This window comes from Rhodopila sp. (genome assembly GCF_035548095.1).
In the GTDB taxonomy this organism is placed as follows: Bacteria; Pseudomonadota; Alphaproteobacteria; order Acetobacterales; family Acetobacteraceae; genus Rhodopila.
On the sequence record NZ_DASZUV010000017.1, the window covers coordinates 1 to 22,087 of the forward strand.

At 66.8% G+C, this 22,087-nt stretch carries 18 protein-coding genes and 1 pseudogene; 11 read left to right on the forward strand and 8 right to left on the reverse strand.

Annotation, left to right across the window (positions count from 1 at the left end):
* Window positions 1-589 precede the first annotated feature (589 nt).
* Window positions 590-1,783, reverse strand: a complete 1,194-nt coding sequence (locus tag VHC04_RS13425; protein WP_325682014.1) for an acyl-CoA dehydrogenase family protein — start codon at window positions 1,781-1,783, stop codon at window positions 590-592.
* Window positions 1,784-1,966: 183 nt separating this feature from the next.
* Here VHC04_RS13425 and VHC04_RS13430 point away from each other — a divergent pair, with 183 nt between their 5' ends.
* The 3 genes and pseudogenes from VHC04_RS13430 to VHC04_RS23065 form a co-directional block, all read left to right on the forward strand.
* Window positions 1,967-3,247 carry an LLM class flavin-dependent oxidoreductase gene (locus VHC04_RS13430; protein WP_325682016.1) on the forward strand — a complete coding sequence of 427 codons (1,281 nt, stop codon included), beginning with the start codon at window positions 1,967-1,969 and terminating at the stop codon, window positions 3,245-3,247.
* Window positions 3,248-3,253: 6 nt separating this feature from the next.
* Entirely contained in the window at window positions 3,254-4,084 is an 831-nt protein-coding gene (locus VHC04_RS13435) for an alpha/beta fold hydrolase (protein WP_325682018.1), read from the forward strand.
* Window positions 4,085-4,189: 105 nt separating this feature from the next.
* Window positions 4,190-4,534 (forward strand): annotated as a pseudogene (locus tag VHC04_RS23065) (glycosyltransferase); the annotation flags it as partial.
* Window positions 4,535-4,991: 457 nt separating this feature from the next.
* Here VHC04_RS23065 and VHC04_RS13440 read toward each other — a convergent pair.
* A complete protein-coding gene (locus VHC04_RS13440) occupies window positions 4,992-6,644 on the reverse strand; it encodes an AMP-binding protein (RefSeq protein ID WP_325682020.1) in 1,653 nt (550 codons plus the stop codon).
* 449 nt (window positions 6,645-7,093) lie between these two features.
* Between VHC04_RS13440 and VHC04_RS13445 the strand changes: the two genes are divergently transcribed.
* Both VHC04_RS13445 and VHC04_RS13450 read left to right on the forward strand, forming a co-directional pair.
* Window positions 7,094-7,978 (forward strand): TauD/TfdA dioxygenase family protein, encoded by an 885-nt coding sequence (locus VHC04_RS13445; RefSeq protein ID WP_325682022.1) that lies wholly within the window; start codon window positions 7,094-7,096, stop codon window positions 7,976-7,978.
* A 24-nt stretch (window positions 7,979-8,002) separates the two neighbouring features.
* Window positions 8,003-9,220 carry an ABC transporter substrate-binding protein gene (locus VHC04_RS13450; protein ID WP_325682024.1) on the forward strand — a complete coding sequence of 406 codons (1,218 nt, stop codon included), beginning with the start codon at window positions 8,003-8,005 and terminating at the stop codon, window positions 9,218-9,220.
* 78 nt (window positions 9,221-9,298) lie between these two features.
* On the opposite strand, the gene VHC04_RS13455 is transcribed toward VHC04_RS13450, so the two are convergent.
* The 6 genes from VHC04_RS13455 to VHC04_RS13480 are packed head-to-tail and all read right to left on the reverse strand — an operon-like array spanning window position 9,299 to window position 15,657.
* On the reverse strand, window positions 9,299-9,751 hold the full coding sequence (locus VHC04_RS13455; protein WP_325682026.1) for a Zn-ribbon domain-containing OB-fold protein: 453 nt from the start codon (window positions 9,749-9,751) through the stop codon (window positions 9,299-9,301).
* A gap of 9 nt (window positions 9,752-9,760) precedes the next feature.
* On the reverse strand, window positions 9,761-10,942 hold the full coding sequence (locus VHC04_RS13460) for a thiolase family protein (RefSeq protein WP_325682028.1): 1,182 nt from the start codon (window positions 10,940-10,942) through the stop codon (window positions 9,761-9,763).
* Window positions 10,939-12,042, reverse strand: a complete 1,104-nt coding sequence (locus VHC04_RS13465) for a thiolase C-terminal domain-containing protein (protein WP_408903814.1) — start codon at window positions 12,040-12,042, stop codon at window positions 10,939-10,941. Before VHC04_RS13465 ends, VHC04_RS13460 begins: the two co-directional genes overlap by 4 nt.
* Window positions 12,043-12,095: 53 nt before the next feature.
* Window positions 12,096-13,208 (reverse strand): CaiB/BaiF CoA transferase family protein, encoded by a 1,113-nt coding sequence (locus VHC04_RS13470; protein ID WP_325682032.1) that lies wholly within the window; start codon window positions 13,206-13,208, stop codon window positions 12,096-12,098.
* Window positions 13,208-14,083, reverse strand: coding sequence for a cyclase family protein (locus VHC04_RS13475; RefSeq protein WP_325682034.1), 876 nt, complete (start codon window positions 14,081-14,083; stop codon window positions 13,208-13,210). Before VHC04_RS13475 ends, VHC04_RS13470 begins: the two co-directional genes overlap by 1 nt.
* A complete protein-coding gene (locus tag VHC04_RS13480; protein WP_325682036.1) occupies window positions 14,080-15,657 on the reverse strand; it encodes a class I adenylate-forming enzyme family protein in 1,578 nt (525 codons plus the stop codon). Before VHC04_RS13480 ends, VHC04_RS13475 begins: the two co-directional genes overlap by 4 nt.
* 206 nt (window positions 15,658-15,863) lie before the next feature.
* On the opposite strand from VHC04_RS13480, the gene VHC04_RS13485 reads away from it, so the two are divergent.
* From VHC04_RS13485 to VHC04_RS13510, 6 genes are all read left to right on the forward strand, one after another.
* Window positions 15,864-16,565, forward strand: a complete 702-nt coding sequence (locus VHC04_RS13485) for a TetR/AcrR family transcriptional regulator (RefSeq protein ID WP_325682038.1) — start codon at window positions 15,864-15,866, stop codon at window positions 16,563-16,565.
* A 43-nt stretch (window positions 16,566-16,608) separates the two neighbouring features.
* Window positions 16,609-17,934 (forward strand): CaiB/BaiF CoA transferase family protein, encoded by a 1,326-nt coding sequence (locus VHC04_RS13490; protein WP_325682040.1) that lies wholly within the window; start codon window positions 16,609-16,611, stop codon window positions 17,932-17,934.
* Window positions 17,931-19,184 carry a CaiB/BaiF CoA transferase family protein gene (locus tag VHC04_RS13495; RefSeq protein WP_325682042.1) on the forward strand — a complete coding sequence of 418 codons (1,254 nt, stop codon included), beginning with the start codon at window positions 17,931-17,933 and terminating at the stop codon, window positions 19,182-19,184. The genes VHC04_RS13490 and VHC04_RS13495 overlap by 4 nt, the downstream gene beginning before the upstream one ends.
* A 135-nt stretch (window positions 19,185-19,319) precedes the next feature.
* The gene (locus tag VHC04_RS13500) at window positions 19,320-20,552 is read left to right on the forward strand and encodes a CaiB/BaiF CoA transferase family protein (RefSeq protein ID WP_325682044.1); all 1,233 of its coding nucleotides are present in this window, start codon (window positions 19,320-19,322) and stop codon (window positions 20,550-20,552) included.
* A gap of 31 nt (window positions 20,553-20,583) precedes the next feature.
* Window positions 20,584-21,042 (forward strand): nitroreductase family deazaflavin-dependent oxidoreductase, encoded by a 459-nt coding sequence (locus VHC04_RS13505; protein WP_325682046.1) that lies wholly within the window; start codon window positions 20,584-20,586, stop codon window positions 21,040-21,042.
* A gap of 6 nt (window positions 21,043-21,048) precedes the next feature.
* The gene (locus VHC04_RS13510) at window positions 21,049-21,942 is read left to right on the forward strand and encodes an NAD(P)/FAD-dependent oxidoreductase (RefSeq protein ID WP_325682048.1); all 894 of its coding nucleotides are present in this window, start codon (window positions 21,049-21,051) and stop codon (window positions 21,940-21,942) included.
* The last annotated feature ends 145 nt before the right edge of the window (window positions 21,943-22,087 follow it).

Genomic DNA, 22,087 nt, shown 5'->3' on the forward strand with positions numbered 1-22,087 from the left:
AGATATCAAAGCTTCCGAACCAGCTCTCACCAGCCCACAAAATCCCCAATACCAGGCCAAGCCAACCCCAAAACGCTCCCGCGTCAGGCTAAGGGCGCCGCCAACGTATCCCTTCCATTCCATATGCTACTGTCAAAGAACACCGGGAGGTCTTCCCGTCCCGTCCGTCCGAACCAGGGGGTCCGTCGTGGGAGGCGGCTTTTATGCGCCCCCGCCGGATGTGTCAACGCGATTAAACACGCCTCCCAAAGTTTTTCACCATCGCCGCAACCTACTGAAAAAACAGGACCACAACCCCCCTCATGCCAAAATCGCCACGGCTCGGGGTAGCCATGCGCCCCAAGCATGGGTCGCCACCGACCCCGTTTTCGTCCTCATGCAACGCGTCCGAACAGGACCGATCAGCGCCCCTGGGCCGCATCGCCGCCGCGGCCGGGGATCGTCTCCGATCCGCCGATCGGCACCCGGCAGCCGAACGCCAATGACCTCAGGCCAGGCTCGGCAACCCGCGCAAGACGAATCCCGGCGCGCCCCGCCCCCTGTCCGGCTGCGCTCCAGGGACCAGCCCGCCGCGCCGTAGCCGCCGAGGCTACAGCCAGCGCCGGTCCGGCTCGCCCCCCAGCAGCCACGTGCCGATCGTTTCGAAATGCGCGCGGCGTCCCTGGGTCTGCTGGGAGACGCTGTTGATATCCCGCAACAAACGCTCGAAGGGCTGCCTGTCGAAGATCGCCGTCGATCCGGCCTCATGAAAGACATGATGGCACAGGTCGCGCGACGCATGGATGGCGTAGGTCGATGCCTCCCGGATACGCAGCCTCTGCTCCAGCGACAGCACGCCGGTCGCGGCGACATCGTCCCATGCCTCGCGCATCGCCTGGTGCAGGCCAGCCCGAGCGGCGCGCCAGGAGGCATCGGAATAGCCGATGAGATGCTGGACGGCGTGGTTGTCGCGCAGTCTCTCGGTATGCCAGGCTTGGCTTTTCGTCTTCGCCAGCTCGATGAAGGCATCCAGCATCGCCCGCGCCACGCCCAGCCCCACGCTGGCAAACCCGGCCGCATAAAGCTGCATCGACTGGAACCGGTACAGCGCACCCGGCTCCCGCCGCTCCCGCGGACTCTCACGCGTAATGCTATGCGCGTCATCGATGAACAGATCCTCGATGACATAGGTATCGCTGCCGGTGCCGCGCAGGCCCATCACCTGCCAATCGTCCCGGATCACTGCCTGGTGCCTCGGAAACAGATGCGTGCGTTCCCATGGCCGGCCATCGGGATGGCGGATCGGCGTGCCATCCGCCTCGAACCCAGGGCAGTTGGCGCCAAGCCAGGTGGCGTGGCGGGAGCCGCTGGCAAAGGTCCAGGCGCCCGTGACGCGCCATCCGCCGGCGACCCGTACCGCCTTGGCGCCTGGCCCCTGCCCCCAGGCGAGCACGTCGCCGGCGCCGCCGAACACTTCCCTCGCGATATCAGGGGCCAGATACGCGGCGGCCATCGAGCAGCCGGATCCCTGGTTCATGCACCATGCCGCCGAGGCGTCGCCTTGGGCGATCGCCTCCACGCATTGGATGTAGTCCACCGGCTGCAGTTCCAGCCCGCCCACGCTGCGTGGCAGCAGCAGCTTGAACAGCCGAGCCGCGTGCATCGCGGCCAGCACCTCCGGCGGCAATGCACAATCCGCATCGATCCGTGCGGCGGAGCCGCGCAACAGCGGGATCAGGGCCCGCGCCTCGGCGAGAGAACCCGCCGCGTCTCCCGCTCGCGCGGTCAAGCCGCCACCATTCATCCAGCCGTTTCCTTGTTATCGGCGGCCCGCGATACCCGGCCCGACCCTATTGTCCGACAGTTTGACATACCAACCATGTCGCAGCAATACTCACCGGTAGAGTGCGCGGGACCGCCCGCGGCCAGGGGCCGCCGGGCGCCGGATGTGCGCGCGATCTTCGCGAATGTCGTGGGAGGGATATGTATGAAGCTGATGTGGTTCCATCTGATGCCATATACGGAGCTGCCGGAGAATTTCCGGGAAGCCAATCCGTCGGTCTGGGTTGATATCCACTCGTCGCTGTTCGACCCGAAGCGCGCGCACCTGATGTACAACGACTTCATGGACGAGCTGGAATACGCCGCCGATTGCGGCTTCGACGCCGTCTGCGTCAATGAGCACCACTCCAACGGCTATGGCCTCATGCCGTCGCCGAACCTGATCGCCTCCTCCCTCGCCCGCCGCACCAGCGATACGGCGATCTGCGTGATGGGCAATTCGCTGGCGCTGTATAATCCGCCGACCCGCGTGGCGGAAGAATTCGCCATGATCGACTGCATTTCCGGCGGCCGCCTGATCGCCGGCTTCCCGGTCGGCACGCCGATGGATACATGCTACGCCTACGGAACGAACCCCAGCCAGCTGCGCCAGCGCTACATGGAGGCGCACGACCTGGTGATGCGCGCCTGGACCGAGAAGGATACATTCGCCTTCAATGGCCGCTTCAACCAGCAGCGCTATGTGAATATCTGGCCGCGCCCGGTGCAGGACCCGCACCCGCCGGTCTGGGTGCCCGGCGGCGGATCGGTGGAGACGTGGCGCTGGTGCGCCGAGATGAACTACGTCTACTGCTACCTGTCCTATTACGGCTACAAGGCCGGCCGCGCGACGATGGACGGGTTCTGGGCCGAAATGGACCGGTTGGGCAAGGACCGCAATCCGTACCAGGCCGGCTTCCTGCAGTTCATCGGCGTCGGCGAATCCCGCCAGCACGCCTTCGACCTGTATGCCGAGGCCGCTGAGTACTTCTATGGCCGCTGCCTGCACGTCGATCCGAAATGGGCCACCCCGCCCGGCTACACCAGCGAAGGCAGCCAGCGCGCCGGCATCGAAAGCCAGGTCAAGCAGGCCGCCGACGCCGCCGTGCGCGGCAAATCCACCGGCGAGCGGTTTGCCTCCGTCGCCCGCGACATGGAAGCGATCGTCGACAAGGGCTACGTCATCATCGGTTCGCCCGACGAGGTGGCGGAGCAACTGCGTGAGGTCGCCACGCAACTGAACGTCGGCCACCTGATGCTGCTGCTGCAATACGGCAACATGAGCAAGGAGCTGACCAAGTACAATACCAGGCTGTTCGCCGATCAGGTGATCCCGAAGCTGCGGGACGTGCATGCCGGCTGGACCGATCATTGGTGGCCGAAGGCGATGGCGCGTCCCCAGCGTGCTCGGATCCCTGCCTTCATGCCCACGCTCGCGGCGGAGTAAGACATCGTGCCCGAACCAGACACCCAGACGCCAGACATCCAGGCACCGGACGTCCAGACACCGGACGTCCAGACAATCGACATCAACGGCTTCAGCACCCGCGTATGGAAGAAGGGCTCCGGCCCGCGCCTCGGCTATCTCGCCGGCTTCGGCGGCTTGCCCCGCTGGATGCCGTTCCTGGATGAGCTGGCGAAATCCCGCACCGTGATCGTGCCCTCCCTGCCCGGCTTCCCCGGCGGCGACCGCGGCCACAGCGTGTTGGACAATCACCTGGACTGGCTGCTGGCGGTGCGTGAAATCCTGGACAAGGCGGGCCTGGCCGGCGCCGATCTGGCCGGCAGCTCCGTCGGCGCGTCGCTCGCCGCCGAGGCCGCCGCCCTGTGGCCGGATTCGGTCCGCCGCCTCGTGCTGATCGCCCCGTTCGGCCTGTTCGATGAGAAGAACCCGCCGACCGATCCCTGGGCGCAACGCGCCGACAACGTACCCGGCCTGATGTGCGCTGACCCGGACATCTGGAAGGCGATGAAGACCATGCCGGACGGCGCCAACTCGATCGAATGGCCGATCGAACAGGTACGCGCGAATGAGGCCGCGGCCCGTATCTTCTGGCCCCTGGGCAACACCAGGATCGAAAAGCGGCTGCGCCTGATCAAGGCCCCGACCCTGCTGCTATGGGGGGAGAAGGATGCGATCATGCCGCGCGCCTATGCCGAGACCTTCGCCAAGGGCATCGCCGGCCCGACCGACGTCAGGGTGATCGAGGGTGCGGGGCATCTGGCCGAACTCGACAAGCCGGCCGAGGTGGCGAAGCAGATCATCGGCTTCACCGAAGGCTGACGCGCCGGGCGGCGGGCGGATGTATGCCATCCGCCCGCCGCCGTTAACCAAGCCTTTACCATCCGCCCCTATCGTCCGCCGCTCCGGAACGATGATACGGGTGCGATGTCCGATCCCAAACTCAGTGCCTTTGTCATATCCTACAATAGAGCCGAGGTGCTGGAGACCTGCCTGCGTGCCCTGTCCTTCGCGGATGAGCTGATCGTCGTCGACAAGTCCTCGACCGATTCATCGCCGGCGATCGCCTCCCGGTATGCGCATCAGCTGGTCTCGGTCCCCTGGACGCCGACGGTGGAGGATACGCGGACATTCGCCCTGTCGCTGTGCCGGCACGACTGGGTGCTGTTCCTGGATGACGATGAGTGCCTGAACCCGGAAGCGGCCCACTGGATCCGATCGGAGATCCAACGGCCGCGCGCCGACATCTATGCGTTCCCGCTGCGGCACTACATTCTGGGGATGCACGACGAGGGGGCGTATTACTGGCCGGAGCACCATGTGCGCCTGTTCCGGCGCGGCGCGGTCGGCTTCGGCCGCACCGTTCATGCCGGCGTGCAATGCCATTCCGAGCGCAGGATGACCGTGTGGCCCGAGGACGGGGTCTGCATCCATCACCTGTCCCATCAGGATACGGCGACCTGGATCGAAAAGACCAACCGCTACACCTCCCGCCCGGATCGCGTCCGCTGCTGCGCCGGACCGGACGGATTCGCCGCCTTCGCGCATCAGCGGATCGATCACTGGACGGCGCGGACAGCCGACACCGACCCGTCCGGCTATCCCGCCGCCGTCGCCCTGCTGCGCGCCGTCTATGACATGATCGACGCGGTGAAGGCGTGGGAGCAGGCGGCGGGGATCGACGGCCGCGCCTTGTTTCAGGCGCTATGCGCCAGGCTGCGGACGCCGACTATGGGGCTATCGGAGCGACCGCCCCCTGAGCGAATGATACCGGAACGATCACCCCCTGCGCCACCTGTCGGCGGATCGCCTCCTTTTGCAACTTCCCCGTCGGTCCATGCGGCAGGTCCGCGACGAAGGCGATACAGTCCGGAAGCCACCATTTCGGCACATGCCGCAGCAGCAGGTCCCGCAACTCCGCATGCGGCACCGGCGCGCCATCCGGCGTCACCGCGATCAGGAACGGCCGCTCCTGCCAGCGCGGATGCGCCATCGCCACCACGGCCGCTTCCCGAATGGCTGGATGCCGCGTTGCCGCTTCCTCCAGCGCCTGGGAACTGATCCATTCGCCGCCGGACTTGATCACGTCCTTGGCACGGTCGATGATATGCAGAGTGTTGTCGGCATCGATCGTCGCGATATCGCCGGTGCGCATCCAACCATCCGGCGTCTGCAGGTCCACCTCCGGCTGCCGGAAATAGGCGCCGGCGATCCAGTGGCCGCGGCATTGCAGGTGGCCGCTGGTCCTACCGTCATGGGGCAGCGCGTTGTCCTCGTCATCGACGATGCGGATCTGGTTGCCATATAGCGGCTTGCCCTGGGTCCGCATGGCGGCCACCGCGGCATCGCGCGGCAGGTCCCGCCCCGCGAAGGAGACCGTCGATCCATGCGTCGTTTCGGTCATGCCCCAGCCATGGGAGAACCGAATGCCGAACTCCGTCAGATAGGCATCGATCATCTCGGCTGGTGGCGCCGTGCCGCCGGAGAAGACGCGTTGCAGCCGTCCCAGGGATTGTCCCGTCCGCCGGCAATGGTCCAGCAGGCCCAGGAAGATGGTCGGCACCGCCGCGGTAACGGTGATGCCTTCATCGACGATCAGGCGATGCAGCCATTCATCGTCCGCGCGCCGGCCTGGCAGCACGAGCTTGGCGCCGTACATCGGCGCCAGGAACGGGACCGCCCAGCCATTGCAATGAAAGAACCCCGGAATGCCCAGGATCGCGTCATCCGCCGACACGGCCCAGGCATTGCCGCCACCCGAGGACAGCGCCGACAGCACGTTCCCGCGGTGGGAATACAGCACGCCCTTCGGCTTCCCGGTCGTGCCGGACGTGAAACACAAGGAGCACGCGGTCCGCTCATCGAGGTCCGCCCATTCATAGCCAGGATCGCCGCTGTCGATCAGATCCTCGTAGCACAGCACGTTTGGCAGCGCCGTGTCCGGCATGGCATCCCGTTGCGCCATCACCACGAACTGGCTGACCGTCTCCAGCCCCGGCGCCAGTTGTTCCGCCAGCGCCACCGTGTCGAGATCGATGAACAAGGTCCTGTAGCCGGTAAAATTGACGGCGTACAGGACCTGTTCCGGCGGCAGGCGGGGGTTGGCGGTGTGCAGCACGCCGCCGCAGCCGCTCACGCCGTAGAACAGTTCGAAATGGCGATGGGTGTTCCAGGCCAGCGATCCCACGAACCCGCCCGGCCCGAGCCCGAGATGCGACAGCGCGGAAGCCAGGCGGCGCGCCCGCGCCGCCGTGGCACGATAGTTCGTGCGCACGGTCTCGGCCCGGCCGCACGACACCACTTCGGTGTCGCCGTAATTCGCGGCTGCATGATCGATCACCGTCGATAGCAGCAGCTTGCAGTCCAGATTGAGCCCCAGCATGTGCGTTCGTCCTCCTGCGCCGGTCATCCCGCTCCGGGGCGGTCGACAATATCCGAATATTTTTCGAGTTATCTTGACAGGGTTCGGGACTCCGTTCAATGCTCCACCCAAGCAGGGAAAGCGTGAAGCCGGGAGCGTCTGCAAGATGCCGGATGACCAAGTCGGGCCGCTGCCCAATCGCGGAAAGGCCACCGCGGCGCTCGCAAGCGTCGGCAGCGGGGCATCCCGAACCCCGACGATCGCGCCGCCGCCGGTATCGGAACGCTTCTTGTGCAACAGCGACAATGAGCGGGCATTGATCCTGATCATCCAGGACCTGATCATCCGGGATCCTGATCATCCAGGGCGGTGGCATCCTTGGCCTTGCGATGGCGATGCGCTTCACATCCACACAACATCCGGCATTCACGCGGCACACGGCCTGAACGCCCAATCACGGAGAAACGATCATGGCAACATCTGTCACGGAGCGGCTTGAGGTTCGTCCATTGCACCCGGCGCTGGGCGCCGAGGTCCGCGGCATCGACATGCGCCGGCCGCTGGACCAGGCGACGTTCGACGCGCTGCATGAGATCTGGATGCGGCACCTGGTGCTGGTATTCCCCGAACAGCACGTCAGCGATGCCGAGCACGTGGCCTTCACGCGCCATTTCGGTGATCCTGAGATCTTCCACCAGAACATCATCAAATCGCGCCGCGTGCCGGAGATATTCCGCGTATCCAACGTCGACGACGACGGCAACCTGATGCCGCCGGACCATCCGACGGTGAAGCAGGTCTCGCTGGCGCAGTTCTGGCACACCGACAGCAGCTATCGCGAGGTGCCCTGTACCGGCGCCCTGCTGCACGGCGTCGAGACCAGCCGGACCGGCGGCGAAACGCAATTCACCAACATGTACGCCGTCTATGACGCGCTGCCCGACTCGCTGAAGCAACAGATCCACGGCCGCAGGGCTCGGCACAATTTCGGCCATCTGCACAAGCTGGCGTCCCTGCGGCCACTGACGCCGGAGGAAGAGGCCGCGATGCCGCCCGTCTGGCAACCGATGGTGCGCAAGCATCCGGTCACCGGCCGGACATCGCTGTATATCAGCCCGATCTACAACGATGAGGTCGAGGGCCTGTCGGCCGAGGAAGCGAAGACGCTGATCGCCCAATTGACCGAGATCGCTGCCGAACCCCGCTTCGTCTATCGCCATCGCTGGTCGCCGGATGATGTCGTGATGTGGGATAATCGTTGCACGATGCATCAGGTCACCCCGCATGATCCGCGGGAGCGCCGGGTGATGCACCGCACGACCATCGTCGGTACGGAGCCCGTGCTGGCGGCCTGATTCCAACAAGAAACGGGGGAAACCATGACAAGACTGACACGCCGCGCGGCGCTTGGCGCGCTTGCGGCCGCACCCCTGGCGCGCCCGGCGCTGATACGGGCGCAGACCTCGTCCGCGCCGGTGCGGATCGGGCTGCTGAGCGACGTCGCCGGGCCATACCGCCATGTCGGCGGACCTGGCAGCCGGGTCACGACGGAGATGGCGGTGGCCGATTTCGGCGGCTCCGTCCTGGATCGTCCGATCGAGGTGCTGCAGGCCGACAATCAGAACAAGGCCGATGTCGCGGCGGGCCTGGCACGTGAATGGGTCGACGATAAGGGGATCGACCTGCTGGCCGACGGGGCGGCATCCTCGGCGGCGCTGGCGATCCAGCAGATCGCGCGGGAGAAGAAGCGCATCTTCGTCATGAGCACCCCGACCGCCACCGCGCTGATCGGCAAGCAATGCTCCCCCTACGGCTTCCAGTTCGCGGCCAACACCTATGCCCTGGCAAAGGGCGTCGGCGGTGCATTGTCCAAGGCCGGCGGCGATACGTGGTTCTTCATCACCGCCGACTACGAGTTCGGCACGTCGCTGCAGGCCTCGACCGAGGATTTCGTCAAGGCAGCCGGCGGCAAGGTCCTGGGCAGCGTGCGTGCGCCGCTGGGCACCGCGGATTTTTCCAGCTATCTGTTGCAGGCGAAATCATCGGGCGCAAAGGTCATCGGTCTGGCCAATGCCGGCACCGACCTGCAGAACTGCATCAAGCAGGGCGCGGAGTTCGGTATCACCAGGGGCGGCCAGCGTTTCGCCACCCTGCTGATGATCATCAATGACGTGGTTTCGCTGGGCGGCGATGTCTGCGACGGGCTGGTCCTGACCAATTCCTTTTATTGGAACCTGTCGCCTGAAACACGGGCCTGGACCAAACGCTATCTGGCGAAGATGGATGGGCCGCCCAACGAGTACAACGCGGGATGCTATGCCGGCGTGCTGCATTGGCTGAAGGCGGTGAAGGCCGCCAGCACGCTGGACGCGGACGCGGTGGCCGCGAAGATGCGGGACATGCCGCTGAACGACTTCTACAACAAGAACATCCGTATCATGCCCAACGGGGCCGTGCCGCACACGATGTATCTCTGGCAGGTGAAGCAGCCGCCGGCAAGCGACAAGTACGACCTGTTCAAGCAGATCGGCGTCACCCCGTCCCCCGAGGCATTTCCGCCGCCGGCCCAGTTCGGCTGCCCGCTGGTACCGGCATAATCACGAAGGCGGGCATAATCACGAAGGCGGGCATCGTCATGAAGGCGGGCGTGCCGCGGCACGCCCGTCCGCCGGCGATCAGGCCAGTTCGTACCAGAAATCCAGCATCTCGCCCTTACGCTGCGGGGCGAATGTCGCCACCACGCGTGTGCCGACCTTCAGCCTGGCCGCCGCGGCCGCGGGGTCGGCCAGGTCGACGCCCTTGAAATAGCCGCCCAGCGCGGTATCCGCCCCGTCCAGCAGGACATAGCCGAAGGCATAGGGCGGGTCCGGCAGGTTGTTGAATTTCTCATAGACGATGGTGAAGGCCTCGATCCGGCCACCGGGGCCGACCTTCACCCAGTCGGTCGTCGGCTGCAAGGTTTCATCCGAAAACGACCGTGGTGGCACGAGCACGCGGCCGCTCTTGGCGCAGCGCTTGCCGTAGATGGCCCCCTCGTCGCGGATCTTGGCATAGAACCAGCTCGCGGTTTCGCCCAGCGCGTGGTTGTAGGTGATGCTCCAGGTTTCCTGGCGTTCCAGAAGTTCCATCGTCCGCTCCTATGCCTCGATCACCATCGTTCCGAAGATCTGATGGTCGCCGCCGTTGCCACTGGCGACACCCAGCCTGGCACCCTTCACCTGGTGGTCGCCCGCGCGCCCCCAGACCTGCAACGCCACCTCGGCCACGCGCGCCATCGCGGTGACGGCGATGGCGTTGGTGCACAGCGTGCCGCCCGAGGGATTGATCGGGATGCGGCCGCCGATCTGGTACTCGCCGTCCCGCATGCGTTGAATCGTCTCCACCGGCTTCGGCGACAGCCGCGCCGCGTCGATCGAGTGGTACTCGGTGTTGCTGAACGGCGCATACAGCTCCGCGACCTGCACTTGCCGCATCGGGTCGGTGATACCGGCCATGCGATAGGATTTCTCGAACGACCGGCCCAGCGCATAGGCGTCCGCGTGTTCGGCGGTCGGATTGTTGCCCATCCGGTCGCCCATCCAATAGGTTTCGGCCGAATGGCCGACGCCGGTGATCCAGACCGCGTCCAGGTGATTGTCCTTGATGAACCGTTCCGATGCCAGCACCAGCGCCGCGCCGCCCGAGGATTGCGGACAGCAGTCCAGCAGCTTGATCGGCCAGGAAATCAGGCGCGAGGCCATCACATCCTCGATCGTCACCGGCTTGCGCAGATGCGCCTTCGGGTTCAGCGAGGCGTGGTGGCGGTTCTTCACCGTCACCCGGGCCATGTCCTCCTCGGTCATGCCATAGCGGTCCATGTAACGGACGGCCGACATGGCCAGCATGTTGATGGTGCCCAGCGGCAATGGCCGCTCATAGGACGGATCCCAGATCTTGTTCAGCACCGTCTGCGAATCGCCGCATTCGCCGATCTTGTCGGCACCGGCGGTCAGCACGACGTCGAACATGCCCGACGCGACATGGTAATAGGCCGCCACCGCCGAGGAGATGCCGGTGGCGCCGCCGTTGTTGATGCGCAGGAACGGCTTGTTCCGTCCGCCGACGGCATCGACGCCCAGCCGCTCCGCGTTGCCGATACCCACCATCGCATCCGGCGACAGCGAATAGACCACCGCCTGGATGGCATCGAAATCCAGCTTGGCATCCTCCATCGCGCGGATGACGCCCTCGCGCACGAGGTCGGGATAGCTGGCATCGTCGCGGCGCGACCGGAACTCCGACTGGCCGATGCCGATGATGCCGACGCGATTGCCACTCATGGCCGTGTCCCCTCGACCTGTGCGCCCTCGACCTGTGCGCCCTTGGTCCGCGCCGCCTTGCTCAGGACGATGGCGGATTGATATTGCATGGCGAAGCCGCTGCCGGCCTGCGCCAGGCCGCGCCTTGCATTGGGCACCTGATGCCGCCCGGCCCTGCCGCGGATCTGGTTCGCCACCTCGGCGATGCGGATCATGCCGGTGCAGAATACCGGATTCCACGTGAGCACGCCGCCCGACAGGTTCACCGGCAATTTGCCGCCACGAGCGAAGCTGCCGTCAGCAGACCGAGCGGCCCATTGGTCGCGCGGGCAGAGCGACAATGCCTCATAGGCCAGCAGCTCGGCATACGGCGTCGCGTCGGTGATTTCCGCCAGGTCGAACGCCGTGACCGGATCGGTGATGCCGGCCGCGGCATAGGCCTGCCCTGCCGCCGCGGCCAGCGCCGGCGCCGTCGCCAGGTCCCGGTCACCCAGGAAGCTGGGTTCGGTCGCCCAGCCCATGCCATCGATCCAGGCCACATCGCGCAAGCCGCGCTCCGCGATGAAGTCCGGCGCCGCCAGCACCATCGCCACCGCGCCCATGACGGGGGCACTGGTCATGGCGGGCGTCACCGGCCAGCGCATTGGCCCGGCCGCCGGTCGGGCCGGCGCATCCGGCCAGGCAAGCCGCCCTTGGTCCCGGTTCTTTTTCGTGACGTTCTCCGCCGCCACGCGCGCATCCGGCAGCGCCTGCTCGATCGCCGAAGCCTGCAGCGCATGCGCCGACAATTCATCCAGCGGCAGCGCGCGATGGAAATACGGATCGGCACCCAGCCGCTGGGCCTCCGCCATCGAGGATACCTCGGTCGGGCTCCACGACACGACCAGTTGCGTGCGGAACTGTCCGGTGGCGACGCGCAGCGCGCCCAGAATGAAGGCATGTTCCGAGGCAGAGGGCGTGGACATGATATCCCGGTCCACGCCGCCGGTCGGGCCCGACGCCATCATGACGGAAATCGACCGGCCATCGAACTGGTCGTTGGCGGCAACCACGATACCATCGATGTCCTCGATACCGAGCCCGGCGTCCTTCAACGCCAACTGGCCGGTGTCGTAGATCACCTCTTCCAAGGAGCGATCCCGGGACGTGATCACCGGCCTGATCGAGCAACCGATTATGCCGGGCTGGTTTCGCAAGCCCATCGCGCTTCTCCTGTTTCCGTCAAGTCTTGCCGCGGTGTCGGCGCCTCGCCATCGACCCTGGCCGGGAACAGCACCTGCGTGTGTCCCTGCCCATCGCGACGGACGATGCCGCGTTCGCGGTGGTGCGGCGTGGCGACCGCCTCCGCCAGGTCCAGCACCAGGGTCACGCAGCAATCCTCGGCGGCGAAGCGGGCATCGCACTCGGCCGCGGTCAGATCGGCAAAGAAACGGCCAATCTCGCCCATCAGCTCGGTCTGCGGGATCGGCTCGCCGTGGCGCGCAACCCAGTCGGGGCGCTGGGCCGCCCGACAGAAGGCCTGCCAGAATTTCCGCTCCACCGCGCCCAGCACCACGTGGCGGCCGTCCTTCGTGCCGTAAACCCGGTAATACGCCGCGCCACCATTCAGATAGGTCGTTTCCGGTTGCGGCGATCCGGTGCAGCCCAGCGCCGCTATTTGAAACGATTGCAACGGCATCGCCACATCGGCAATCCCCAGGTCGATATGGCAGCCCCTGCCATCCCGCCGCCGCGCCTCCAGCGCACCCAGGATGGCGATGACGGCGTACAGGCCACTGGTCATGTCGGCGATCGGTGGATCGAAGAAGCGCGGCGGCCTGCCGTTCCGGTGCAGCACGCCGGCCATCGCCAGATAGTTGGCATCGTGGCCGGCGCGCTGCTCCGCCGGACCAGCGAGACCATAGCCGCTGAGCGAGCAGTAGATCAGGCGCGGATGCACCGCGCACAGGTCATTCCATCCCAGGCCAAGCCGTCCCATCACGCCGGGACGAAATCCCTCGATCAACACATCCGCCTCGACCAGCAAGGCATCCAGGCGCCTTCGCCCGGCGTCTGATTTCAGGTCCAGGCGGCATATCGTCTTGCCGGCATTCAGCGCGGCATGAAACGCCGGCGTGCCGTCCGCGTCCCGCGGCCCCAGCAGGCGCATGCCGTCGCCTTGCGGCGGTTCGATCTTCACCACCTGCGCACCGAAATCCGCCAGCACCTGGCTGGCAAACGGCCCGGGCAGATAGCTGGACAGGTCCAGCACCCGCACGCCGCGCAGGCAATGGTTCAAGCGGAACACTACAGGATCGCGATCGGGCTGATCGGACTGCCGGTGCCGCCGACGACGGGCAGCGGGCTGGCGGCAAACAGGAATGCGCCCTGCCCGGCCGCGGCGAGATCGCGCAGCACCAACCCCTCCAGCAGCGGGATGCCGAAATCCCGTATCAGCCGCTGATGCACCGGGAAGACCGTGCCGGGCGCGAAGGGCACTACCTCCACCGCGAAATTGTCCGCGCCCAGTACGGCGATCTCCCGCTCCGCCAGCCACAGCCCGGCTTCCAGGTCCAGGCCCGGTTCGGTATCGAAGGAAACCATATCGCGGCGGGCCTGGTCCTCGGCCCAGCCGGTGCGGATCAGCACGATATCGCCCGTGCCGACCGTCACGCCGGCCGCCTTCGCCGCCCGCTCCAGGTCCGCTGCGCCGATCACGGTGCCATCCGGCAGCGGGCCGCCGCGCTGCGCGACGATATCCAGCAGCACGCCGCGGCCGACGATCGGCCCCATCTTGTCGATCCCGCAACGCGTTGCCCCGCCGGTGCTGCGCGTGCCGCTGCCGGGAAATCCGTTGTACAACGCCTCGTCGTACCAGGCATGGCACAGCGCATCGATGTGGGTGCCGATATGCAGCGGCAGCACCACCGTGTCCTCGGCGAACTGGAACCCGCCGGGCTTGCGCGCGCCGGCCGCATAGTCGCCGCCGTCGCGCCCCATGAAATGCTGGATGCCGGCGCGATGCCGCGGCACCGGCGTGCGGGGTGACAATGGTTGCGCCAGGGTCAGCACGGTGCCGGACCGCACCAGCCCGGCCGCCGATTGGACCTGTGCGCTCCCAATATGGTTCAGCGCGCCACGCTCATCCTGTTCGCCCCAGCGATTCCAGGCATCCCGGCTCATGATGCGTTCCCCGCGCCCAGCGAGGCCGCGATCCGCTTCAGATCACGGCGCATCAGCTTGCCGGTCACCGTCACCGGCAGCGAGTCCCGCACCCTGATCACGTCGGGCACCTTGTAGCGGGAGGCGAGGCCGCGGCAATGCGCCGCCAGCTCCTCCGGCCGCACCTCCGCGCCGGGCTTCGGCACGACGAAGGCGGCCAGCAATTCGCCCTGCAGCGGATCCGGGACGCCGACCACCCCGGCCATGGCGACGGCGGGATGGCGCATCAGCACATCCTCGACCTCGGCCGGGGAGATGTTGATGCCGCTCTTCTTGATCATCTCACTGACGCGGCCGCTGAATTGCAATGAACCGTCCGCCAGCAGGCGTCCCATGTCGCCGGTGCGGAAGAACCCGTCCGGCGTCATCGCCGCCGCGGTCTGCGCCGCGCTGCTGCCGACATAGCCGCGCATCAGATAGCCGCGCACCTCGATCATGCCTTCCTCACCGGCCGGGACCGTCTGGCCGGTCGTCGCGTCGGTGATGCGCACCGTCACGCCGGGCAATGGCGGTCCCTGGCAGGCCGACCGCCGCTCCAGCGGCCAGTGATGCGGCGTGACGCAGCAATTGCCGTAGGATTCGGTCTGACCGTACACATTGCACATCTCGGCCGCGCCCAGCACGGTGGCGGCGGCGATGACATCCTGCGGCGCGCCGATCGTCAGGCCGGTGCGCAAGCTGCGGACACGATCCGGCCGGAACGAGGCGTGCGAAATGATCGCGCTGGTGATCGCCGGCAGCGTATACAGCGCCGTGCAGCGGTGCCGTTCGATCAGCTCGATCGCCTGCCCCGGCTCGAACCGCCCCTGCAGCACCAGCGCGGCGCCATGCGTCAGTGCCGCCGACATCGCGTTCGCGCTGCCATAGGACCAGAACAGCGGCGGTACCAGCAGCACGCGATCGGCCGGCCCGTAACCCTGGCGTTCACCGATGTTGAAGCCGTTCTCGATGATTGCGCCGTGCGACAACGGCACGGATTTCGGCCGGCTGCTGGACCCCGACGTGTAGATGATGATCGCGTCGTCCCACGCAGCGGGCACCTCGCCCGGCGCCTGCCGTGGCAGCGGATCGGCGTCCCGCAAGGTGTCGAAGGGCTGGAACGGGCCCGCATCGCCGACCACGGCGATGTCGCTCAGCGCCGCTGCCCTGGTCGCCAGCGGCCCTTGCAACGCCGCGACAAAATCGTTGTCACCGAAACGATCCAGCGTGATCAGCGCACGGATCCCGGAATCCTGGATCAGCCAGTCCAGCTCATCCGCCGTCGACCAGGTACTGAACGCCACCGCGACACCGCCGGCCATGCCGATGCCGAAGAACGCTTCCAGCCACTCCGCGCGGTTATTGACCAGCAGGCCGATCCGATCGCCCCGCCGCACGCCCCTGGTCCGCAGCGCGCCGGCGACGCGCGCCGCGCGGTTCAGCAGGCCGCGATAGGACAAGCTTTCAGCGTCGGCGATCGCGGCCGGTGCATCACCATAGCGGGCAGCCTGCTCAAAAAGCAGGTCCCCGAGCGTTCTGCTGAACGGCGCTTCCATTGGCCCCACTCTGCCATTCTGCCGGGCCAGGAGAACGTCCGAGCCCAATTCCGAATTTAATTCGCTTTTTATGAGCGGCCTCTTTCGGCTGTCAAGCGCATCCGCCGCCACTGCCAGGCATTGCCCCGCGGTCCTCTCTGGCTCTATCCAGGAATGATATCGCCGATAAGAATCAGCACCAACAGAACGGAGACCCTGGGCAGACAATGCTGGACGAGGCCAGACCGCTGGCGAGGGAGCGGTGGCTGGAGATTGCCGAGCGCGCGGCGGCCGGATGTCAGGCGGGGCCGCGCGACCCGAAGCAGTCTCGCAGCCGGCGCCGGCAGCTCGATCTGCTGGAGGCGGCGACGCGCGTGTTCGCGCGCGACGGGATCGCCAAGGCCAAGATGGCGGATATCGCGACCGAGGCCGGGATCTCGGTGTCGTCGATCTACGATTACTACCCCAGCAAGGAAGACCTGGCGTACGAGATACCCATCCGCCGCCTGGCGCAGTTCTACGCCGAGTTCCTGGCCGAGGGCCGTGCCCTGACGACGATGCGTGAGCGGCTGCGCCTGTTCCTGCGCATGGCCGCCGAATACGCCGCCCGCAACCCCGACTGGGCTCGGCTGCTGTACCTGGAGATCTGGCCGAGCGTGCTGATCGAGGAGGCGCGCGTCCGCAGCGCGATCGACGATTTCGGCCGCATCGTCGTGGCCCTGGTGCGGGATGGCGCCGACCGCGGCGAGTGGAGCCGCGAACTGGATCCCTACCAGATCGCCACGATCCTGATGGGCAGCATCACTCACATGATCATCACCTGGCTGCTGTACGGGCGGCCGGCGGACCTGGCCGGCGCGGCTCCGGCCATGGTGAGCCAGCTTCTGCGGCTGGTCGACACCTGCGGCGATTGGACCAGCGCCGCGTAGCACCCTAACATTTCCCCGTCAGGAGAACGGGGGAAACGCGGCCATGGCCGGTCCAAGGGCGCTGCAGGGGATTCGCGTCGTCGATTTCAGCTGGGTGCGCGCCGGCCCGTGGGCGACACGCTGGCTGGGCGCCCTGGGGGCCGAGATCATCAAGATCGAATGGCCCGAAAATGAGCGCGGCCGGCTGCCCAGCTCCACCACGCCGAAGCATCTGGAAACCAACCTCAACACCTCCGGCAACTTCGCCGACACGAACGTCAACAAGAAGAGCCTCAGCCTGAACGTCCGGTCGGAGAAGGGGCTGGCGATCGTCAAGCGGCTGATCGCGATCTCCGACATCGTGATCGAGAACTTCAGTTCCCGCGTGCTGCAGAAATGGGGCCTGGGCTATGAGGAACTGTGCCGGATCAAGCCGGATATCGTGTACGTTTCGATGTCGGGCTACGGCCATACCGGACGCAACCACCACTATACGACGTTCGGTCCGGTGGCGCAGGCGGCGTCTGGATTGACCTTCCAGTCGGGCCTGCCCGGACAGCCGCCGGCCGGCTGGGGCTGGTCCTACATGGACGACACCGGCGGCATGTATGGCGCGATGTGCGCGCTCACCGGCTTGTATCACCGCAACGTCACCGGCAAGGGCCAGCATATCGACCAATCGCAGATGATCTCCGCCGTGCCGCTGAACGGCCCGGTGCTGCTGGACTTCACCGTCAATGGCCGCGGCACGCGCCGGCCGGGCTTTCCGCCGGGCAACCGGGCATACTGGCCGGGCACGCCGATGGCGAATGCCGGACGTGGACCGACGGTGGCGCCGCACAATGCCTATCGCACCCATCCGGGCGGCTACAACGACTGGTGCGTGATCGTCTGCCACGATGACGCGGAATGGCGCGCGCTGGTCCAGGTGATGGGCTCGTCCGATTGGGCCGCGTCCGATCGTTTCGCCACCGCCGCCGCGCGGCTGCACCATCAGGACGAGCTCGACAGCCATATCGAGGCCTGGACGCAGACACTGGGCAAATATGAGGTGACCGAGCGCTGCCAGGCCGCCGGGGTGCGTGCCATGCCGGTGCAAAGCGCCGAAGACCGGGTGGAGCACGATCCGCAGCTGCGCCATCGCCGGCTGTATCGACCGATCGAGCATCCCGCGCTGGGCACCTACAAGGCTCAGAACGCCCCGTTCACCATGTCGGCGACACCCGTCTTCAATCACGCGCCGGCGCCGATGATCGGCCAGCACACGCAAGAGATCGTCGAGGGGCTGCTGGGCCTCGGTCATGACGAGCTGCGCGCCGGCTTCGAGGACGGCACCTTCTGGCCGGCCAGGCGAGCGCGTTTCCCGTACCAGGAGGAGATGCTGCGATGACCGAAGCGCCGGGTCCCCTGTCCGGGCTGCGCGTCCTGGAGCTGTCGGATGAGAAGGCGCAGTTCTGTGGCAAGCTGCTGGGCGACCTGGGTGCCGACGTGGTGAAGATCGAGCCGCCCGGCGGTGAACCCTGCCGTCATGTCGGGCCGTTCGTCGACGACGTTCCGCATCCGGACCGCAGCCTGTCGTTCTGGTACTACAACACATCCAAGCGCGGCATCACCCTGAACCTGGCGACCCCGGACGGGCAGGCCTTGTTTCGCCGCCTGGCGGCCGGCGCCGATGTCATTCTGGAAGCCTTCCGCCCCGGCCATCTGGCGTCGCTCGGCCTGGACTACGCGGCGCTGAGCGCCGGCCACCCGGCGCTGGTGATGTGCTCTCTGACGCCGTTCGGGCAGACCGGCCCGTGGCGCGACTATCTGGGCGCTGATCTGCTGCATATGGCCGCGGGCGGCGAAATGGCATCCTGCGGCTATGACGAAGCCGATGTCCCGAATGCCCCGCCGATCGCGCCCGGCGGCGGCAACGCCTGGCACATGGGATGCCACTACGCCTATATGGCCATCATGGCCGCGCTGGTCTACCGGACCGTTTCGGGTCAGGGCCAATATATCGATGCCTCGGTGCACGACGCCTGTGCACTGACCACGGAATCCGCCGTCGCCAACTACGTCTATCGCGGAGAGGTGCTGAAGCGGCAGACTGGCCGCCACCATGCCGCCGGCCCGACACCGCGAACGCAGTTCCAGGCGAAGGACGGCGTCTATGTCACCGCCCTGATCTCGGGCGGTCTGAACCCGCGCAACGTCAAGGCGCTGGCGGCCTTGACGGCCGAGTACGGCATGGAGACCGACCTGATGGACCCGAAATACGATGACCCTGCCGTCGTCGCGGCCGCCACCTCCCATATCATCGATGAGGTACTGGCGCCCTTCATCGCCAGCCTGCCGGCCGAGGAGGTCTATCACGCCGCGCAGGCGCGCGGCTTCACCTGGGGCGCGGTCCGGCCGCCCGAGACGCTGCTGGACGATCCCCATCTGCATGACCGCGGCTTCTGGAAAGAGGTGGCGCATCCGGAGCTGGGCCGCGACGTCCTCTATCCAGGCGAACCGGCGATCTATAGCGGAACGCCATGGCGGATTTCCCGCCGAGCCCCGCTGGCGGGTGAGCATAACGCGGATATTTATTGTGAGGAACTGGGGATTTCCAAAGCCGACCTGGCCATGCTGGCGGAGAACGGCGTGGTCTAACGGCGTGGTCCGAGGGTCCGCGGGCACGCGCGGAACCGTCCATGAGATCGCCCCTGGATTCACCCAGGGATTCGTGCGGGGATTCGCGCAGGCAGGCCGCTTGTGGCAAGCTGACGAAAATGGGAGGCAACAGCCATGTCGGATCAAACCGCGTCGTTCGACTTTCTGTCTGGTGTGCGCGTCGTCGACTTCACCCAGTTCGAGGCCGGACCATCCTGCACCGAGGCCCTCGCATGGCTCGGCGCCGAGGTCGTGAAGATCGAGAATCCCGGCATGGGCGATCCCGGGCGCCGTCTGCGCAAGGGGCAACCGGACGACGACCCCTATTATTTCCAGATGTTCAATGCGAACAAGAAATCACTGGCGGTGAACCTGAAATCCCCGCGCGGCCTTGATCTGGTGAAGGACCTGCTGAAACAGGCCGATATCTGCGTCGAGAACATGGCACCCGGCACGATCGACCGGCTGGGCCTGGGCTATCAGGCGGTGAAGGCCGTCAACCCGTCCATCATCTACTGTCAGGTGAAGGGGTTCGGCGAAGGCAGCCCCTATGAGAGGAATCTCGCTTTCGACATGATCGCGCAGGCCACGGGCGGGACGATCAGCGTTACCGGTGAACGCGGACGCCAGCCGGTGAAGCCGGGCATCTCCCTGGGCGATACCGGCACCGGCATGACCATGGCGGTGACCATCCTGGCCGCGCTGCGCAAACGCGAAAAGACCGGCCAGGGCGCGCACCTGCAGGTCGCGATGCAGGATGCGATGCTGCACTACATGCGCACGAACTTTTCCACCCAGGCCAAGACCGGCAGGCCGGTCGAGCGCGACGGCACCCGCTCCGGCGGCGGCAGCAACGGACCGTCCGGGCTGTACCCCTGTGCGCCCGGCGGATTGAACGACTATGTCTGGATCATGACCAGCCGCGGCAACCCCGAGCATTGGAGCCGCCTGTGCAAGGTCATGGGGCGGGAGGACCTGATCGATGATCCCCGCTTCGCCACGCCGGCATTGCGGGTGAAGAACGATGCAGAGCTGGATCCGATCATCCGCGATTGGACGATGCGGCACACCAAGCACGAGGCGATGGCCCTGGTCGGCGGCGCCGGCATTCCGGCTGGCGCGGTGCTGGACACGATGGAGCTTCAGAACGACGAGACATTCGTCCGGCGCGGCGTCATGCAGTCGATGGAGCACCCGAGCTACCCGCCCTTGCGCATGCCCGCCTGGCCGGTGCGGATCGATGGCAGCATGCCGAAGATCGAAGCCTCGCCCATCCTCGGCCAGCACACCGCGGAGGTTCTCTCCACCTGGCTCAGCCTGGGCTCCGCAGAGGTTGAACGACTGCGGGCGGAGTCCGTGCTAGGCTGATCCCGGCGCCACCGAACAGGAGATTTTTCACATGGCCGAAGCCAAGCTCGCCCCGAACCTGCCGCAATGGATGATCGACCATGCGAACCGCTACATCTCCAGCGGCGGCACGGACGGGCACATGTACAGCGCCAACCCGCCCGGCTACGGTCCGATGGTCGTGCCATCGCTGATGCTGACGACCACCGGCCGCAAGTCGGGCGAGAAATACATGTTCCCGCTGTATTACGGCCAGGTCGGCAACAGCTACCTGATCATCGCTTCCAAGGGCGGCGCGCCCGAGCACCCGGGCTGGTACCGCAACCTGCAGGCCCATCCGGAGGCCGAGGTCCAGGTCGGCACGAAAAAGATCAAGGTCAAGGCCCGCACCGCGTCGGGGGAGGAGCGGGCGAAACTGTGGCAGCAGGCGCTGACATTCTGGCCGCCCTATGCCGACTACCAGAAGAAGACCGATCGGGAGATCCCGGTGGTTGTTCTCGACCCGGTCTGAGCGGACATGGCCGCCTGGGACGTGGTGGTGGTCGGCGGCGGGGCCGCCGGCCTCAGCGCCGGCGCGGCCTGTGCCGAGGCCGGCCGGTCCTGCCTGGTCATCGACCGCATGGGCGCCGGTGGCGAGTTGATGAATCTCGGCCCGCTGCATGACCTGGAGGAAGACCTGGCAGGCCCCGACCTCGCGGGCCGGCTGTTGGAACAGGTGGTCACCGCCGGGGCGGAACTGGCGATCGCCGAGGTCACGTCGCTTCGCCGGAACGACGGGCTCTGGCATGTCGGCACCACCGAGGATGCCCACACCGCGCGGGCCGTCATCCTTGCCGTCGGCCTGCAGCCCGGCACGCTGGGTCTTGCGCAGGAGGCGGAGTATGAGGGGCGCGGCCTGTCGCACTGCGCCGCCTGCGACGGCCCCCTGTACGCCGGACGCCCGGTGGTGGTCGCCGGATCGGATCGCTGGGCCCGGCAGGAAGCCGCGGACCTGCTGACCTCCGCGTCCCGCGTCACGCTGATCACGCAGGGCGGCACTGACGATGCCGCGGGCCGTGCCTTGGGCGGTGCGATCGACCGGGCGACCGTGCTGGATGGCCGGATCGTCGCGATGGACGGGACACCCGGCCTGACCGCAGTCACCGTCCGGCTTGCGTCCGGTGAGGCCGTTACGATCGCGACCGAGGTCGTGTTCATTCAGACCGGCCGCCGCCCCGGACTGGGCTTTGCACCGGACGCGCTGGCCCGTGACGACGACGGAAGGCTGGTCGCCGATGACGGGGGATGCGCCAGCCTGCCGCACCTGTTCGCCGCCGGTGACGCCCGCGCGGGCAGCCCGCGCACCCTGGCGGCCGCCATGCGGGATGGCCGTGGCGCCGCGTCCTCGGCCTGCGCCTCGCTCGACCCCTGAGCCGCCGCTTTTTCTGCGCCTTTTTCTGCGCCGCCTTTTTGCAGCGCCGCTTTGGTTGCAGCGCGGCTCTGCCTGACGCCCGGCTTTGGCGCGACCCGGTTCGGCGAGTCTGGGCGAGTCTGTTCGGCATGCCCCTCTTGGCAAA